The sequence below is a fragment of the Marinobacter sp. MBR-99 genome (assembly GCF_040547575.1).
Lineage (GTDB): Bacteria > Pseudomonadota > Gammaproteobacteria > Pseudomonadales > Oleiphilaceae > Marinobacter.
The window spans coordinates 58,025-73,915 of sequence record NZ_JBEPPY010000004.1 but is presented as its reverse complement, the minus strand read 5'-3'; the positions used below and the strand labels follow the sequence as shown (position 1 = coordinate 73,915).

At 59.6% G+C, this 15,891-nt stretch carries 14 protein-coding genes; 10 read left to right on the top strand and 4 right to left on the bottom strand.

Going from position 1 to position 15,891, the window contains the following annotated elements:
* Positions 1 to 221 precede the first annotated feature (221 nt).
* The 5 genes from ABIE59_RS04670 to phoR all read left to right on the top strand — a co-directional run bounded on the left by ABIE59_RS04670 (position 222) and on the right by phoR (position 4,446).
* Positions 222 to 779, top strand: coding sequence for a hypoxanthine-guanine phosphoribosyltransferase (locus tag ABIE59_RS04670; RefSeq protein ID WP_354444709.1), 558 nt, complete (start codon positions 222 to 224; stop codon positions 777 to 779).
* Positions 760 to 1,314, top strand: coding sequence for a chorismate--pyruvate lyase family protein (locus ABIE59_RS04665; RefSeq protein WP_354444707.1), 555 nt, complete (start codon positions 760 to 762; stop codon positions 1,312 to 1,314). Before ABIE59_RS04670 ends, ABIE59_RS04665 begins: the two co-directional genes overlap by 20 nt.
* Before the next feature lie 78 nt (positions 1,315 to 1,392).
* Positions 1,393 to 2,277 (top strand): 4-hydroxybenzoate octaprenyltransferase, encoded by an 885-nt coding sequence (gene ubiA / locus ABIE59_RS04660; RefSeq protein WP_354444705.1) that lies wholly within the window; start codon positions 1,393 to 1,395, stop codon positions 2,275 to 2,277.
* Positions 2,278 to 2,382: 105 nt separating this feature from the next.
* Positions 2,383 to 3,075 (top strand): phosphate regulon transcriptional regulator PhoB, encoded by a 693-nt coding sequence (gene phoB / locus ABIE59_RS04655; protein ID WP_354444703.1) that lies wholly within the window; start codon positions 2,383 to 2,385, stop codon positions 3,073 to 3,075.
* A gap of 51 nt (positions 3,076 to 3,126) precedes the next feature.
* Entirely contained in the window at positions 3,127 to 4,446 is a 1,320-nt protein-coding gene (phoR, locus tag ABIE59_RS04650; protein ID WP_354444701.1) for a phosphate regulon sensor histidine kinase PhoR, read from the top strand.
* A gap of 21 nt (positions 4,447 to 4,467) precedes the next feature.
* On the opposite strand, the gene ABIE59_RS04645 is transcribed toward phoR, so the two are convergent.
* Positions 4,468 to 5,361: a response regulator gene (locus ABIE59_RS04645; protein WP_354444699.1), complete on the bottom strand. Its 894-nt coding sequence runs from the start codon at positions 5,359 to 5,361 to the stop codon at positions 4,468 to 4,470.
* Between the two features lie 214 nt (positions 5,362 to 5,575).
* On the opposite strand from ABIE59_RS04645, the gene ABIE59_RS04640 reads away from it, so the two are divergent.
* From ABIE59_RS04640 to ABIE59_RS04630, 3 genes are all read left to right on the top strand, one after another.
* Positions 5,576 to 6,811 (top strand): lytic murein transglycosylase, encoded by a 1,236-nt coding sequence (locus ABIE59_RS04640; RefSeq protein WP_354444697.1) that lies wholly within the window; start codon positions 5,576 to 5,578, stop codon positions 6,809 to 6,811.
* A 177-nt stretch (positions 6,812 to 6,988) separates the two neighbouring features.
* Positions 6,989 to 8,017 carry a metal-dependent hydrolase gene (locus ABIE59_RS04635; RefSeq protein WP_354444695.1) on the top strand — a complete coding sequence of 343 codons (1,029 nt, stop codon included), beginning with the start codon at positions 6,989 to 6,991 and terminating at the stop codon, positions 8,015 to 8,017.
* A complete protein-coding gene (locus ABIE59_RS04630) occupies positions 8,017 to 8,718 on the top strand; it encodes a pseudouridine synthase (protein WP_354444693.1) in 702 nt (233 codons plus the stop codon). The genes ABIE59_RS04635 and ABIE59_RS04630 overlap by 1 nt, the downstream gene beginning before the upstream one ends.
* Here ABIE59_RS04630 and ABIE59_RS04625 read toward each other — a convergent pair.
* Positions 8,715 to 9,203 carry an asparaginase domain-containing protein gene (locus ABIE59_RS04625; RefSeq protein WP_354444969.1) on the bottom strand — a complete coding sequence of 163 codons (489 nt, stop codon included), beginning with the start codon at positions 9,201 to 9,203 and terminating at the stop codon, positions 8,715 to 8,717. The two genes, ABIE59_RS04630 and ABIE59_RS04625, sit on opposite strands and share 4 nt — an antisense overlap.
* Positions 9,204 to 9,219: 16 nt before the next feature.
* Positions 9,220 to 10,152 carry a D-alanyl-D-alanine endopeptidase gene (gene pbpG, locus ABIE59_RS04620; protein WP_354444691.1) on the bottom strand — a complete coding sequence of 311 codons (933 nt, stop codon included), beginning with the start codon at positions 10,150 to 10,152 and terminating at the stop codon, positions 9,220 to 9,222.
* A 226-nt stretch (positions 10,153 to 10,378) separates the two neighbouring features.
* Here pbpG and ABIE59_RS04615 point away from each other — a divergent pair, with 226 nt between their 5' ends.
* Positions 10,379 to 12,991, top strand: coding sequence for an EAL domain-containing protein (locus ABIE59_RS04615; protein WP_354444689.1), 2,613 nt, complete (start codon positions 10,379 to 10,381; stop codon positions 12,989 to 12,991).
* Here ABIE59_RS04615 and ABIE59_RS04610 read toward each other — a convergent pair.
* The gene (locus tag ABIE59_RS04610; RefSeq protein WP_354444687.1) at positions 12,978 to 13,268 is read right to left on the bottom strand and encodes a type VI secretion system PAAR protein; all 291 of its coding nucleotides are present in this window, start codon (positions 13,266 to 13,268) and stop codon (positions 12,978 to 12,980) included. The genes ABIE59_RS04615 and ABIE59_RS04610 overlap by 14 nt on opposite strands.
* A gap of 194 nt (positions 13,269 to 13,462) precedes the next feature.
* Here ABIE59_RS04610 and ABIE59_RS04605 point away from each other — a divergent pair, with 194 nt between their 5' ends.
* Complete coding sequence (locus ABIE59_RS04605) at positions 13,463 to 15,883, top strand: phosphoketolase family protein (protein WP_354444685.1); 2,421 nt, start codon at positions 13,463 to 13,465, stop codon at positions 15,881 to 15,883.
* Positions 15,884 to 15,891: the final 8 nt, after the last annotated feature.

The window sequence follows — 15,891 nt, the reverse complement described above, 5'->3', positions numbered from 1 at the left end:
AACAATCAAGCACCACCTTGAAGATTTGTCCGGACGGGCCAGACAATCGCAATGGGCCATAATACTCGTACCTTTGCCGATGACCAATGCCAGCACGGACGCTCATACCGATACATTTGTGCCAATAGCCGTAACTACAGATAACTACACGATGCCAACCCCCTCCCTTCGAGGAGCCCACTTCGGTATAATCGCCCGTTTTACGACAGGATCCGACCGTTATGACCGATACCGTCGCCGACATGAACCAGGTCATGGCTGAAGCCGACTGCCTTGTGAATGAGCAGCAGGTGAGTGCCGCCATCGACACCATGGCCACCGCCATTACCGAGCGCCTGAAAGACAGCAACCCACTGCTGTTCTGTGTGATGAACGGCGGTCTTATCCTGACCGGACAACTGCTGCCCAGGCTCCGGTTTCCGATTCAGGCAGAGTACCTGCACGCAACCCGCTACCGACAGGAAACCACCGGCGGCATCCTGGAATGGAAGCTCCAGCCTGAAGCTGACATGAAAGGCCGCACGGTGTTGATAGTCGACGACATCCTCGACGAAGGTACGACCCTCTGCGCCATTGCGGATTACTGCCTGGCCCATGGCGCCCAAGAAGTCCTGACCGCAGTTCTGGTCGATAAGGAGCATGATCGCAAGGCCCGCCCTGGCCTGAAAGCGGACTTCACCGGCCTGTATGTGGAAGACCGATTCCTGTTCGGCTATGGCATGGACTACAAGGGATACTGGCGTAACGCGCCCGGAATCTATGCCGTCAAAGGACTCTGACCGCTGCAACGGGCCGATCATCCCCCCTACGCACTGGTATCGCTCACTGTCTGCCGCCGGTCTCCGGAATCCGGCGGTACATGGTCCGGCGCGGTACTGGCTTCGGGTGGAAGGCTCGTTTACCCGGGCGCTTCAGCGGCAATGCCGTCACCATTTTCACGTGGAAGTCTGCAACGAAGGCTTCGCCGTGCCGACACTTGAAGAAGCCCGACGTCTCGGCCTGGCACCCCGGCAGCGGGCCTGGATCAGGGAAGTCCGTCTGTGCGGTGATGGCCAACCCTGGGTACTTGCCCGCACCATCATTCCCCTGGCCTGTCTTGAAGGCAAGGGCCGACGCCTTCGAAGCCTTGGCAGCAAGCCTCTGGGCGCCTATCTCTTCAGCCGTCCTGAATGGCTACGCGGCCCACTGGAAACCGGGCTGTGCCAGAACACCGATGACCAGCAGCCACAATTGGCCCGGCGCTCCCTGTTTTACCGCGGCGACCATGCCCTGATGGTGGGCGAGTACCTGCTGCCCACACTCTACCAGCGGTAAACGCGGGTTTAACCGGCGCCGCCAGGCTGGCTATAATCAGCCACTGCCCAAGCACCCGACCGATGGAAGACCCTTGCCATGCTGCAGAACGCCCTGCCAGAACACGTCCAGAGCCGCCTGGCCGATTACGCGAAGCTGCTGCGCATCGACCGGCCTATTGGCAGCCTGCTGTTACTCTGGCCCACCTGGTGGGCACTCTGGCTTGCCGCGGGCGGAATGCCGTCCGTGGCCAACATTGTGATCTTCACCCTGGGCGTGTTCTTCATGCGGGCGGCGGGCTGTGCCATTAACGACTTCGCTGACCGGGACTGGGACCGCCACGTCAAACGCACCAAGGACCGCCCCCTGACTACCGGTCGCATCCGGGCCTGGGAAGCCGTCGCCCTGTTTGCCGGCCTGTGCCTGATGTCGTTCCTGATGGTCGTGCTGTTTACCAACTCGCTGACCCTGTACCTGTCATTCGGTGGCGCCCTGCTGGCGTTCATCTACCCATTCATGAAACGCTATACCCACCTGCCCCAGCTGTTCCTGGGCGCCGCTTTCTCCTGGGCAATCCCCATGGCCTGGGCCGCCGAGGCCAATGAACTGAGCCAGCTCACCTGGCTGCTGTTTACCGCCAACGTGCTCTGGACTGTCGCCTACGACACCCTCTACGCCATGGTCGACCGGGATGATGACGTCAAGATAGGCATCAAATCGACCGCCATCCTGTTTGGCGAGGCCGACCGGGCCATTATCGGCGCCTTGCAGACGATGGTGATTGTCATCCTGATCATGGTGGGCAACCAGGCCGACCTGGGCAGCCTCTACTATCTGGGGGTGGTCGCCATGGCCAGCCTGTTTGTCTACCACCAGTATCTGGCGCGGGAACGCTCCCGGGACGGCTGCTTCAAAGCGTTCCTGAACAATAACTGGGCCGGCTTTGCGGTGTTCGCAGGCCTCGCCCTGGATTTGATGCTCTGACCCTTCGCCCATGTCATATACTTGTAACAAAGACGCGTTGTAATGACCCAGCAACATTACTGGGGAGCCATGTTCGCTCCCGGGGTCTGACACAGGTTAATGCTCATGACTGGAAAAACTGTCCTGATCGTCGATGACGAAGCACCTATCCGCGAAATGATCGCGGTCGCGCTCGAAATGGCTGATTATGACTATCTAGAGGCAGCGGATGCCCTCGAAGCCCACGCCCTGATTGTGGATAAACAGCCCGATCTGATTCTGCTGGACTGGATGCTGCCAGGCACCAGTGGCGTGGAGCTGGCGAGACGGCTGAAGAAAGAAGAGGCCACGGCGGACATTCCGATCATTATGCTGACCGCCAAAGTCGAGGAAGACAACAAGATCCAGGGCCTTGAAGTGGGTGCCGACGATTACATTACCAAGCCCTTCAGTCCCAGGGAACTGGTGGCACGACTGAAGGCCGTGCTCCGCCGGGCAACACCGGCCGGCGTCGACAGCCCCATTGAAGTGGAAGGTCTGACCCTGGATCCGGTCGGCCATCGGGTTACCTCTCCAGAGGGCGCACTGACCATGGGACCCACCGAATACCGGTTGCTGCAGTTTTTCATGACCCATCAGGAACGGGTGTATACCCGCTCCCAGTTGCTGGACCAGGTCTGGGGCGGCAATGTGTATGTCGAAGAGCGCACCGTTGACGTACACATACGTCGGTTGCGAAAGGCGCTCGGAGACAAGTACGATCACCTGATTCAGACGGTACGGGGCACCGGTTACCGTTTCTCAACACGGGCAGCCTGATCCATACCGGCCTCACGCATCAGCGCCGGATCCACAACAAGGCAGACTTTGATGCAAAACAACTGGTCAAGATATCTGCGCCTGATCTTCGCCGGCCTTGCTGGCACTTCCCTGGTGGGCTGGTATTTCGGCTACCCCTTGTATGGCCTGCTTGCAGGACTGGTGGCCTATCTCTGGTGGACCCTTGGGCAAGCCCGCCACCTTTACCAATGGCTGGCCAACCCCAGCGCCACCGGCGAGCCACCCAAAAGTATCGGGCTGTGGGGCGACATCTTCGACAACCTGCACAAACTTCACCAGGGCCACCTGCTGACTCAGGACCGGCTGCGCGCCCGTATCAACCGGGTGCAGGAATCAACCAACGCTATGCGCGACGGCGTCATCATGACCGACGCCCGGGGCGCCATGGAATGGTGGAATGGCTCAGCGGAGTACCTGCTCGGTTTCAAACGCAGTACGGACCAGGGGCAGTACATCCATAACCTGATTCGCACACCGGCCTTCAAAGCCTACTTCGATGCCCGGGATTACCGGGAGCCACTGGAAATCCACTCGCCAGCCCGGCCCCACCTCCATTTGCAGATCCAGATCAGCCTGTTTGGCGATGACGACCGGCTGATCGTCGCCAAAGACGTTACCCGCCTTTACCAACTGGAACAGATGCGAAGGGACTTTGTCGGCAACGTCTCCCATGAGATGCGAACCCCGCTGACCGTCATCAGCGGTTATCTGGAAACCCTGGTTGATCACGGTGACGAACTGCCACCAAAGTGGCGACGGGCCATCAACACCATGGCGGCGCAGTCATCCCGAATGGAGGCCCTGATTACTGACTTGATCCTGTTATCAAAAATCGAGACCGGTGAACACACCGGCGACGACGCCCTGACCGATGTCGAACAGCTGATCGGTCAGATTTGCCACGACGCCCGGGCGCTCAGCGGCGAGAGGAATCACAAAATCCTGATGGAAGTCACAGACCACCGACTGTTGCGGGGTGATGAGAGTCAGCTTAGAAGTGCCTTTTCAAACCTGATTTTCAATGCCGTCAAATACACGCCGGCCAATGGCATCATTGAAGTCTCCTGGAGTACCAACCGGGACGGCGCGCACCTGCGGGTAAAGGACACCGGTATCGGCATTGACCCGGTTCATATTCCGCGACTGACCGAGCGCTTTTACCGGGCAGACCCGAGCCGACACAAAGACACCGGCGGAACCGGTCTGGGCCTGGCCATCGTCAAGCATGTACTGATCAATCACGACGGCAATCTCGAGATTCGAAGCAAGGTTGGCGAGGGTAGTGAATTCATATGCCACTTCCCCCGGGAGCGACTGGTGGAGCGGGTTCCGGAAACCAGCAACAACTGATCCGGCCCGCAATCGGCCGAGCTAGCGGCTACCGGCGCGGAACCGAGCCACAAACCGTGACAGGTCCTCCAGCTTTTTTGGATCCTCATCGACAAACCGGATGGTAACGCTGACAAAATCGGTATCCTGGCGTTTGTCCACCGCCTGCAGTTGATGCACATAACCATTCAGGCGGGCCATCTGGCCATCGCCAATATCAATATCCACCACCGCCTGATCCAGAATGCCGGGAAACTCCTGGTCCCGCTTGGCAATCACCCGGACTTCCGTCAGGTTGACATCTTTCACCACAGATTTCAGCGTACTGTCAGAAAACCTGACCGAGGCCAGACTCATTGGCCCGCGAGCAGCCGATCGTGATGGGGCTTCTCGGCGGGCACCCGCCAACAGTGGATTATCCTGCCCCGTGACACCAGCGGCAGGTTCTTTTCGAGGCTCCGGGGCATCCCGCTTCTGGGTAAGCAGTGCCGCCGATTCCTTGAAGGCATCTGCAGGCCCTTCCATGGACTTGCCGCCTCTCTCCATAGCGTCCTTCAGGCGCCGCCCCATGACCTTGATAATCTTCTTGCTCAACCCTTCGGGACTGAACGGCTTGCCCAGGTACTCGGACACCCCTTCCTTGACCGCCTCAATTACATGATCCTTGTCTCCCCGACTGGTAATCATGATGAATGGCACTTTCTCGTACTGAGGCTGCTGGCGCATCCACTGCAACAGTTCCAGCCCGGACATCTCGGGCATTTCCCAGTCACACAGGACCAGGTCAAAGTTGCCCCGGGACATCAGTGATTGGGCCCGGCGCCCATTCTGGGCATCAGTAGTCTCAATCACCGGGAATCGCTGGCGAACCGTGCGCTTTACCAGATCCCTCACAAAACTGGCGTCATCAACCACCAGCGCTTTCAGTGTTGCCATAAAACCATCCACTCCGGGCTTGCGTGCATCCGTAAACTATAGAACATCACGGGCTCAGCGTGACCCACCCGCAACAAAAAGACGACAAACGCGACAGATACCATCAGGCATTAAAGAATTGTCACACAGCTGGCCTTCCTGCGGTGTTTTCCGGGCCCGAAAACAGGCTAACATGGCGACAACAATCGCTTATCTTTGTCCCGAGAGGTTTTCTGTGGCTCATCTGATTACACGGTCAATCATTCGCCGTACCCTGGGCGCGCTGTCACTGTCAGCCCTGGCCTTTAGCGCACAGGGCCAGAGCATACCGGTCATGACCGACGAGCAGTTTGCCGAGTGCAAACAAACTCTCGAGGCCCGCGCCGTCGGTGCCGGCGTCAGCGCGGCGACGGCCCGGGATGTGCTGGCCAACGTCAACTACATCGAGCGCGTGATTGAGCTCGACCGCCGGCAACCCGAGTTCACCACCACGTTTGCCGATTACTTCAACCGCCGGGTGAATGAGTCCCGGATTTCCAACGGCCGGGAGTTACTGGAGAAACACCGGGAACTGCTCAACCGGGTTACCCGGGAAACCGGAGTACCTGCCCCCTACCTGCTGGCATTCTGGGGCCTGGAGACCAACTATGGCAGCTACTTCGGCAAGATGCCGGTGCCCAGCTCGCTGGCAACCCTGGCCTGCGACCAGCGTCGCAGCACATTTTTTACCGAGCAGTTCGTTGCGGCCCTGAAAATCATTGACGAAGGGGCCATTCCCGCGGAACGGATGGAAGGCTCCTGGGCCGGCGCCATGGGCCACGTCCAGTTCATGCCCACCGTGTTCCTGCAACATGCGGTCGATGCCGATGGCGACGGCCGCAGGGACCTCTGGAACAGCCTGCCGGATGCCATGATGTCTGCGGGTAAGTTCCTCCAGTCCATGGGCTGGGACGGCGAGTATCGCTGGGGCCGGGAGGTCCTGCTGCCAGCCAACTTTGACTTCAGCCTGTCCGATGGCCGCCGTTTACCGCTGGCTGAGTGGCGTGGCATGGGCATTACCGATGCCTTTGGCAACGCCCTGGCAAACGAACCGATTGAGGCGGCACTGGTGGTACCCAGTGGCCACAAGGGCCCGGCCTTTCTGGTTTACAGCAACTTCCGCGTGATCATGGGCTGGAACCGTTCTGAGTTTTATGCCATTTCGGTAGGCCACCTCGCCGATCGAATTGCTGGCGCCGGAGGGCTACAGAATCCACCACCGGAAGATCAGCCAACTCTGTCACGAGACCAGATCATCCAGCTTCAGCAAACCCTCAACGACAAGGGCTTTGCCAGCGGTAAACCCGACGGCATTCTGGGCTCGAACACCCGCAAGGCCATTCGCGAGTTCCAGAAATCCCAGGGCCTGATTGCCGACGGCATGCCGTCGGAGGCGCTGCTTGAGAAACTGAACGTGATCCGTGGTAGCTGAGCCGGCTGGGCCTCGAAGATGCAACCGATGAAATCATGCCGAGGAAGGCCAAGCCCCGCAGCCTGACGCTCCGGTTCCGGCGGCCTGACCGCCGGTGTCTTTCCTCCTGACCGGTGATCTGAATCCGGAATCAGCGCATAATACCCGGTGTCCCTCACGGTATTGTTGCGGAGATCCATGGATTCCATTACTCAAGCCGCCCTCGGCGCATCCATTGCCGGTGCGGTTGCCGGCAAGACACTCGGTCGCTCTGTTCTGCTCACCGGCGCACTGCTGGGCACCCTGCCTGACCTGGACGTGGTTATCGACTACGGCAGTGCCGTGGCCAATTTCACCCAGCACCGGGGCTTCAGTCATTCCCTGTTTATCCTGATCCCGCTGTCATTCCTGATTGCCTGGGGTTTGTGGCGCTGGAAACCGCAGCTTTCCTATCAACGGTGGCTGGCCCTGGCAGGTTTGATCCTGGTCACCCACCCGCTGCTGGATGCCTTTACCACCTACGGCACCCAATTGTTCTGGCCCCTGGGAGACCCGGTCGCCCTCAACAGCATTTTCATTATTGACCCTTTGTACACCCTGCCCTTATTGGCAGGCTGCCTGGCGTTCCTGATTCGCCCTCCGGCAACCAATGCTGTTGCCGCGGGTCTGGTGCTGTCGACCCTGTACCTGGGCTGGACTCTGGTTGCCCAGCAGTGGATGACCGACAGGGTTCAACCGGCCCTTGCAGAGGCCGGCATGGAGGAAGCCTCTTTGCTGGTGCAGCCCATGCCGTTCAACACGGTGTTGTGGCGAGTAACCGCCATCACGGACGAGCACCGGGTCGAAATCGTAACCGGTTTTCTTGATGACAGTGACGAGCTGAACCTGGAGCACTTTCCCCGCCGGCCCGAACTGGCCCGCTCGGTCGCCTCCCTCCCTGAGGCCCGTCGTCTTGAGTGGTTCACCCGCGGCTTTCTGGATTACCGGCAAGCCGGCAATCAGATCACCGTCACGGACATTCGACTGGGCATTCCCGGTGCTCACCCGTTTACCTTCATTCTGGCGGAAACCTCCGAATCCGGTGTTATGCCCGTCCCCAGCGATCGGATGCCAAGGCCATCAGTCGACCGGGACGCCCTTCCACTGCTTTGGTCAAGGCTGACCGGACAGACGCCCGTGCTGTGCCTGGCAACCCTGTCTGCACCTCCGCAAGGACACGGCTGCTGATGCGCCTGGATCAGTTTGTTGCCACCAGCAGCGGGCTCTCCCGCAAAGAGGCCAAACGTGCGATTTCAGCCGGGCGAGTGCGTGTTCATGGGGCCGTTTTCAAAAGTGCCAACAGTCAGGTTCCGGAGAATGCCGAGGTAACGATGGGCGACGAAGCCCTGACCCTGCCCGGGAGCCTGTACCTGATGATGAACAAGCCAGCCGGGGTGATCAGTGCCAACAACGACAGCAGCCAACCTACCGCGGTTGACCTTCTGCCCCCTGAGCTGGCCAGGCAGGTGCATATCGCAGGGCGGCTGGACAAAGACACCACCGGACTGCTGCTCCTGACCAGCGACGGCCAGTGGTCTCACCAGGTCACATCACCGCGCAGGGACTGTCCGAAAACCTACCGGGTTACTTTGGCAGAACCGCTGGACGAACATGCCTGCCAGGCGCTGGAGCAAGGTGTCGAGCTTAATGGGGAAGAAAAGCCTACGCTGCCAGCCCAGGTTCTGCTGCGCTCTGCAACGGAAATCGAGCTGACCATCCGGGAAGGCAGGTACCATCAGGTGAAGCGCATGCTGGCAGCGGTGGGCAACCACGTTATGGCACTGCACCGGCAGAGTGTTGGTGATATCGTCCTGGACCAGACCCTGGCGCCGGGGCAATACCGTTCACTGACCGCGCAGGAAATTGAGTCCGTGGGCGAGCCGGGTTAATCCGCGACGATCCGCTCGAACTTCTGGGCTTCCAGGTTTTTGCGCACCGCGCCAGCCTCAAAGACTTCACCGTTCATGGCGATGTAGACACCCGGTGGCAATAGCTGCGCCGCCGCCCAGGCAAAGCCGATGTTGAAGATGGCATCGGTACGGCGCATGCGGGCGGGCTGCATGGCACCGGTCAGGACAATGGTGCGGTCCGCCAGCGGCCTCAGAGCCTGGGCGGTTTGAGCCATGGTATCGGTACCATGGGTGATCAGGATTCTGGAACAGTCCGAGGCACGAACTGCCTCCATAATGGTTGCCCGGTCATCGTCAGTGAGTTCCAGGCTGTCCTTGCGCATCAACTCACGGATGGCATAGCCATCGTGAATATTGGATTCTCTGAGCAATTCCGGGAGCAGGCTTTCGCCTATCTCAAACTTGCTGTTGGCATCAAAGTACACTTTGTCGATGGTGCCGCCGGTCGTCAGTATCTGGATCATCGTCGCCCGAACCCTGTTATTGATTGACACGAGCCGTCTGGCTCCCCTCTGTCGCCGCCCAGGCAGCGTTTTTCTCCTGCTCGTAGCGTTTTGCCGCAGCCGCCACAGACCCGGGGTCGCCACTCGCCAGCCAACGTTTGATTCGGCCGGCATCGCCCATCGGCGACCGGGTGCCCAACGAATCCAGCAGCACCGTAATCACCGGCTTGCTGTCCATTTCGGACACCATGATCAGGCACCGGCCAGCCTCCGTCAGGTAGCCCGTCTTGCTCAGCCCCACACCCCAGCTTTGACGATGCACCAAGGCGTTGGTGTTACCAAACGACAGGCTGTACCTGGGCCCCCTGAATTCAGCACGGTAATAGCCAGTGGTCGAGTATTCGCCAATCAGTGGATGCGCCAGTGCCGCATTGGCAAGCCGCACCAGATCAGAGGCGCTGGACACATTCTCGACAGACAGCCCGGTAGGATCAACAAACCGGGTGTTTTCCATACCCAGCTCTGCGGCCTTGGCATTCATCGCCGCGACAAAGCCATCGAAACCATCGGGGTAGGCTCGTGCCAGGGTGTAGGCGGCAAAATTCTCCGACGACATCAGGGCAATTCTCAAAACGTCACCGCGTTTCAATCGCGAGCCCACCCGAATACGGGTCCAGGCGTTTGCCGCTGCAGGCACGTGGCGCTCTTCGAAGGTCAGCCATTCATTCATGTCCTGGCCGGATTCTACAACCACCAGGGCAGTCATCAGTTTGGTGATTGACGCAATCGGAACCGGCCGGTCGGCATTCTTGCCAAACAACATCGCGTCTTCTCCGACAACCGCGGCGGCGGCATTGACCGAGGCCAGTGCCGGCATCCCCTGACCGGCTGCCAGCACCGGACTTGCCGACAGCAAAAACGTGACCGCCAGCAGCACTGGCACGATCAATAACCGCTTGATGAACATCATACTGCGTTGCACTCCCGAACCTTACCCTGTCGCCTTGCCGAAACATCTACTATACCAGCGCCGGCCATCTGTTGCGCAGGTCTCATTTTAACCATGCGTTTTAAACAGCAAATGCAAAATACGATCAAATACATTAAAATTTGTTGAAATTCATATTGTTACAATGAGTTACCGGTCGTAATTTTAAGTAATTTTTGACCAAACGCATTGCCAGGATGTGCATAGAATGGATTCCGAGCCCGCAAATCAGACCAGCCGCCCCACGCTGACCAGGCTGCCTTTTTTGCAATCGCTGCATCGCTGGTTGCCGTTTCTCATCCTGTTCCTCGCTGCCGGTTACGGTCTTGCCGCCGCGCTCCTGATCGCACCGTCAGCCACTCCCGACCAGGCCATGACGGCCACCATCGGCAGCACCTCTCCGGTCAAGTTAAACCCTCAGTCCCACTACCTGCTAGCCCCACTGGCTGAGGTAATTGAGCAGCAACGCTGGCATTCCGGAGCCTGGGAACCGTTGTCCAACGAACGTGCCGGCATCGGCTATCCGCGCATGCCAGCTACCTTCCGGATGACACTAACAACCGGAGGACAGGAACCGGTGGACAGCCAGTTGGTGGTACCGGCTCCGTATCTGGATCACCTCCAGCCGGCGCTGATTCATCCGGACGGTACCATCGAGACGTTCCCGGCGATGGGCGACCTATACCCCTTCGATAACCGCTATGTCGCCCTGCCCCAATGGATCTGGCCTGTCACCCTCCAGCCCGGCGAAACCGTGTTGCTGATGGAGGTGAGAAACAGCGGTCCGGTGATGTTGCCGTTGTCTGTTGCCGGAGGCAATGAGGCCGCCAGCGCTGGAACCTTCAGCACCGCGTGGAAATCGCTCGTTACCGGATTGCTGGTGTTCGCCCTGTTACTCAACCTGAGTATTGTCGCCAAGCTGAAACGTCCCGGGCTTGCCTGGCTCAGCGTGCTGATGATCGGCGTAATTTACAGCCAGCTGGTTATGGATGGCCTAGGGCTATGGTTATTCTGGCCGGGCATGCCGCAGCTCAATTCACTACTCTCGGTCAGCCTGTCCCTGTGCCTGATCGCCCTGTGCGAATTCACCCCCCATTTCATGGCCATCCACCGCACGGGCCGCAGAATTCTCCGGGGCTTCAGCATGGCTGCCGGGCTGCATTTGCTGGCTGCGCCGTTACCGCTGCCGTTACTCGGACAGGACGTTTTCCTGGTGATCAGCGCCGCAGGTGGCGCGTTTATCCTGGCCCTGGTCCTCAGCCAGCTGCGCAGACACGTTTACGCTCGTTATTACGCATTGTCGGTGCTTGCCATTGTGCTGGGAGCCATCATTAGTTCCCTGAGAACCATCGGCTGGTTTCCGGTCACGCCGCTGACCGATTCTGCCTTCTTTCTAGGGGCCGCCGCCGGATCGCTGATACTGACCAGTGGTGTCGGCCGCCTGCTGATGGAAGAGCGTCAGCGTCGCCTGAGCTCGGATATTCGGGTGCAAGAGGAACAGAAACTGCGGGCCCGGATCGAGCGCGATTATGACCGGGTACTGAAAACCCATCGGGTCACCGGCAAACCGAACCGGCCCATGCTGGAAGAAACCCTGGGGAGCATCGACTGCCAGCATACCCCCTACACGTTGTGCCTGATCCGCCTGGCACGATTCAACGAACTGGAACAGGCCCTGGGCTACAGGGCGGCCGAAGATCTGCTGAAGCAATACCTGCGCCATTTGAACCGTTACCTCAAACGCACCCTGGGTGATCGGCTGATTATGATCAATGGCTATGGCATCGCCACTCTGGACACCATCAACCACGCCTTTGCGATGGTTCGCAGCAGTGATGAGGTGCAGGATCGTGAGTTATTGAAAACCGTCAGTCACTGGCTGTCAGAGAACTTCCGTGAGGGGCGGTTTTCGTTCTCCTGGGCCGCCTCCATGGGGGTTGCCTATGCACCAGAGCACGGCACCGACGCCGCCAGCGTGCTGTCCTCCGCTGGCTTTGCATCACTGGATGACACCCGCCCGATGGCGGTCTACGACCCGGCCATTGCGGACTGGCAGTATCAACAGCAAATCCTGATGCTGGATGTTGAAGACGCCCTGCGTTGCGGCGACATGTGGCTGGAATACCAGCCCAAGGTAAGCATTCGGGATGGCAGGGTTCGCTCCGCCGAGGCGCTGATTCGCTGGCAGCATCCGGAGTTCGGCCGTATTCCCCCGGATCACTGGATCCCTCTGGCTGAACAGGTGGGCATCATTCATTCCGTGACCTTGTGGGTACTGAACCAGGCCTGCCAGGACTTGGCCGCATTGCAACAGCGTTACGGAGACGGTACCGGTGTCGCAGTTAACATCTCCGCAAAAGACGTTGCCCATCCGCTATTCCATGAGGAAGCCGGCGCCATCACACGCCTGCACGGGGTTGGCCCCGGCCAGGTGATTCTTGAAATTACCGAAACCGCCGCCATGGCCGACCCGGAGGTCGCCCTAGGCGCCATCCGCACCCTGAGCAGCATGGGGTTTCGCATTGCCCTGGACGACTTTGGTTCCGGGCATTCATCCCTGGGCAACCTGGCCAGTTTCCCGCTGGATGAACTGAAAATCGACCGCAGCTTCCTGCAGGACGTACTGCTTTACCCTGTCCGCCAGAAAATCCTGCGAGCGGCACTGGAGTTGGGCGAAGCGCTGGACCTTGATGTGGTTGTTGAAGGGGTAGAAGATGAAGCCATCGCTCTTTGGCTACAGCAGTTCCCCGGCCTGCATGGCCAGGGTTATTACTGGGCACGACCCGAAAGGATCAGACCGGAGCTGGTCAGCCCCCGATAACGACAGAGCCACTGCCAATGGTGACTCCGCCGCAGGATACAGCACTGCCTGTGACGGCAGCCGGCTTGCCATTGATCATCACGGAAGATGACCCTTCTGCAATCACCCTGGGGTGGTTCGAATGCTTGGGCTTGGAATGGGGCGCAAGGGGGTCGCCCAGGCGGGCAACCGGTTTGCCATCTACGAGTACATCCGGAGAGCCGGCGAGAACCGGGGTGGGCGGGAAACCCTGATGGTCTGAACCAAGATCTCCCAACAGCACGATAGCTTTGCTCATTGTCTGATTCCTTTCAGGACAAGTTCAGAATGCTAATCCTATAACGTTTCTACCGATAACCCAAGCCATCGCTCGTGGCTTTGTGACGCTTCCGAAAAGATGCAATTACGACTGACCTGAATCAAGGGGTGACCGGGCCAGGCGTTTTACACTTCTTTCACACTCTCAAGCCCGAAAGCCATGGAGGCCACACCATGCCATCGCCCAACGTACAAGCTCCATCGCCGGCTACTGCAAACCGCAGTGCAGCCTACCAACGCTGGCAGCAGGGCTATGGTGTTATCTGCCACTCGGAGGATACCCAAGCCAGGGTTCAGGCCCTGGCCCGACAACTGGTGGCGGATGGCCTGCAACCGGATACCGATACGGTCTACCAGAAACTTGCGTATCTGGACCGACTGACCAGCGCAGGACTCTGGCTGGTGGTGCATATGACCTACTGCAACCGGGTGGACATCTCCGGGGCGCCGCTGGCTGCCCAGGATTTCAAGGCATCACCTGAAGGCCATACCGGTGGCGCCCTCAATATGGTGCCGGCGTACGCCGCTTACCTGGCCTTGAACAACCTGACCGGGCAAACCCGGAGCTGGCTGATGGGTCAGGGCCATTGCGTTGCCGCCGTCGACGCCCTCAACGTGTTGACGGGCAACCTGCATCCGGAACAGCGAGCGCGCTACCTGGCACCGGAGGGGTTGTCACGACTTGCCTCTGATTTTTACAGCTACCGCCAGAAGCCAGACGGCTCCATGGCCGCCCCCCTTGGCAGCCACGTCAATCCACACACCGCAGGCGGCATTCTGGAAGGCGGCTATCTCGGTTTCGCGGAACTGCAATATGCCCATATGCCGCTGCCAGGCGAGTCGCTGGTCGCCTTTCTCTCCGACGGCGCCGCCGAGGAACAGAGGGGCAGTGACTGGATTCCGCGCTGGTGGCGCGCAGGCGACAGTGGGCAGGTTCTGCCCATCATGATTGCTAATGGTCGTAGAATTGAACAGCGCACCGAGCTGGGTACCCGCGAAGGGCTGGAACGCTTCGCGGAACTGCTTGAGGCACATGGATTTGAGCCGGTACGTTTCGATGGCAAAGACCCGGCCGCATTTGTCTGCACGTTGTTTGATATGGAACGGACACTGGCAGACCACGGCGAGGCCGCCGGCCGGGGTGACACCAGCTACCCGGTCCGCATCCCCTACGGTATCGCCGAAACCACCAAGGGCTTCGGATTTTACGGTGCAGGCCAAAACTCCGCTCACAACCTGCCCCTGCCAGGCAACCCGCGGATGGACGCCCGGGCCCGGGACCTGTTCAACGAGCACATCCAGCCCCTGTGGGTGCCCCCGGAAGAACTTGAATGGGCCGTCGCTGCGCTTAACGAGCACCGCCAGCAACAGCGACCCCTTGAGCGGGATCATCCCCTTGCGCTGCGCAACCCACGTGAACCCAAGGTTCCGGTGTTGCCTTACAGTCAGAACAAGTCATCACCAATGACGGCAGTGGACGACTTCTTCCGGGCACTGACCAAGAGCAATCCGGATCTTCGGCCCAGAGTGGGCAATCCGGATGAACTGGCCAGTAACCGGCTGACGGGTGTTCTCAAGGACCTCAAACATCGGGTAAACGATCCGGAAAGCGATGACGAATCCATTCATGGCCACATCATCACCGCCCTCAACGAAGAAGCCGTGGTCTCTGCCTGCCTGGCGAATAAGGCAGGCCTGAATCTGGTCGCCAGTTATGAAGCCTTCTGCGTAAAAATGCTCGGTGCGGTGCGGCAGGAGCTGATCTTCGCCAGACACCAGAAGGAGGTGGGTCGGCCCGCCCGCTGGCTTGGGTTCCCGATCATAGCCACCTCCCACACCTGGGAGAATGGCAAGAATGAGCAATCCCATCAGGACACCACGTTCTGTGAAGCTTTGCTGGGCGAGATGAGTGACGTGTCCCGGGTGCTGTTCCCTGCTGACTACAACAGTACCCTGGCGGTTCTGCCGTCGGTGTTCACCGAGCGCGGAAGAATCAGCTGCATGGTGATTCCGAAACGCGATCGGCCATGTGTTTTTAACGCTAACGAAGCTGAACGCCTGGCCAGACATGGCGCCCTGGTGGTAGATGAAGATACATCCGCCGGCGAGGAGCCCTTGCTGCTGATTGCCAATGGCGCCTATCAGCTTTCAGAAGCCATTCGCGCCTGCGAACGTTTGCGGGAAACCGGAACGCCGTTCCGACTGGTCTACTTGCAGGAACCGGGCCGGTTCCGCCAGCCCCGGGATACCCTTGAAGCGGCAACCTGCCTGACCGAGTTCGAACAGGAACGGCTGTTCCCGCACCGGATGCACCGGCGAGTGGCGCTTACCCACATGCGCCCGGAGGTATTCCGGGGCCACCTGCATACCCTGTTCCCCCAGCCGGCCTATTCCCGCATACTGGGTTACGTCAACCGCGGCGGCACCCTGAACGAAGCCGGCATGCTGTTTGCCAACCAGTGTTCCTGGGGCCACACCCTGGCGGCCTGCGCCGATGTCATGGACAAGCCGCCGGGCGAGTGGCTGTCCAGTGCTGAGTTGGCTGCGGTGGAAGGCCGAGGCGACCCGTCTGTGATTACCCGAGGCCTGTCCTAGGTAACCTG

Coding starts and splice junctions, on each gene's coding strand:
- ABIE59_RS04630 (WP_354444693.1), top strand. CDS start 8,017: ATGCGCCTGGATCAGTTTGTTGCCACCAGCAGCGGGCTCTCCCGCAAA.
- ABIE59_RS04605 (WP_354444685.1), top strand. CDS start 13,463: ATGCCATCGCCCAACGTACAAGCTCCATCGCCGGCTACTGCAAACCGC.
- ABIE59_RS04670 (WP_354444709.1), top strand. CDS start 222: ATGACCGATACCGTCGCCGACATGAACCAGGTCATGGCTGAAGCCGAC.
- phoB (WP_354444703.1), top strand. CDS start 2,383: ATGACTGGAAAAACTGTCCTGATCGTCGATGACGAAGCACCTATCCGC.
- ABIE59_RS04665 (WP_354444707.1), top strand. CDS start 760: ATGCCGTCAAAGGACTCTGACCGCTGCAACGGGCCGATCATCCCCCCT.
- ABIE59_RS04610 (WP_354444687.1), bottom strand. CDS start 13,268: ATGAGCAAAGCTATCGTGCTGTTGGGAGATCTTGGTTCAGACCATCAG.
- ABIE59_RS04645 (WP_354444699.1), bottom strand. CDS start 5,361: ATGGCAACACTGAAAGCGCTGGTGGTTGATGACGCCAGTTTTGTGAGG.
- ABIE59_RS04615 (WP_354444689.1), top strand. CDS start 10,379: ATGGATTCCGAGCCCGCAAATCAGACCAGCCGCCCCACGCTGACCAGG.
- ABIE59_RS04635 (WP_354444695.1), top strand. CDS start 6,989: ATGGATTCCATTACTCAAGCCGCCCTCGGCGCATCCATTGCCGGTGCG.
- ubiA (WP_354444705.1), top strand. CDS start 1,393: ATGCTGCAGAACGCCCTGCCAGAACACGTCCAGAGCCGCCTGGCCGAT.
- phoR (WP_354444701.1), top strand. CDS start 3,127: ATGCAAAACAACTGGTCAAGATATCTGCGCCTGATCTTCGCCGGCCTT.
- pbpG (WP_354444691.1), bottom strand. CDS start 10,152: ATGATGTTCATCAAGCGGTTATTGATCGTGCCAGTGCTGCTGGCGGTC.
- ABIE59_RS04625 (WP_354444969.1), bottom strand. CDS start 9,203: ATGATCCAGATACTGACGACCGGCGGCACCATCGACAAAGTGTACTTT.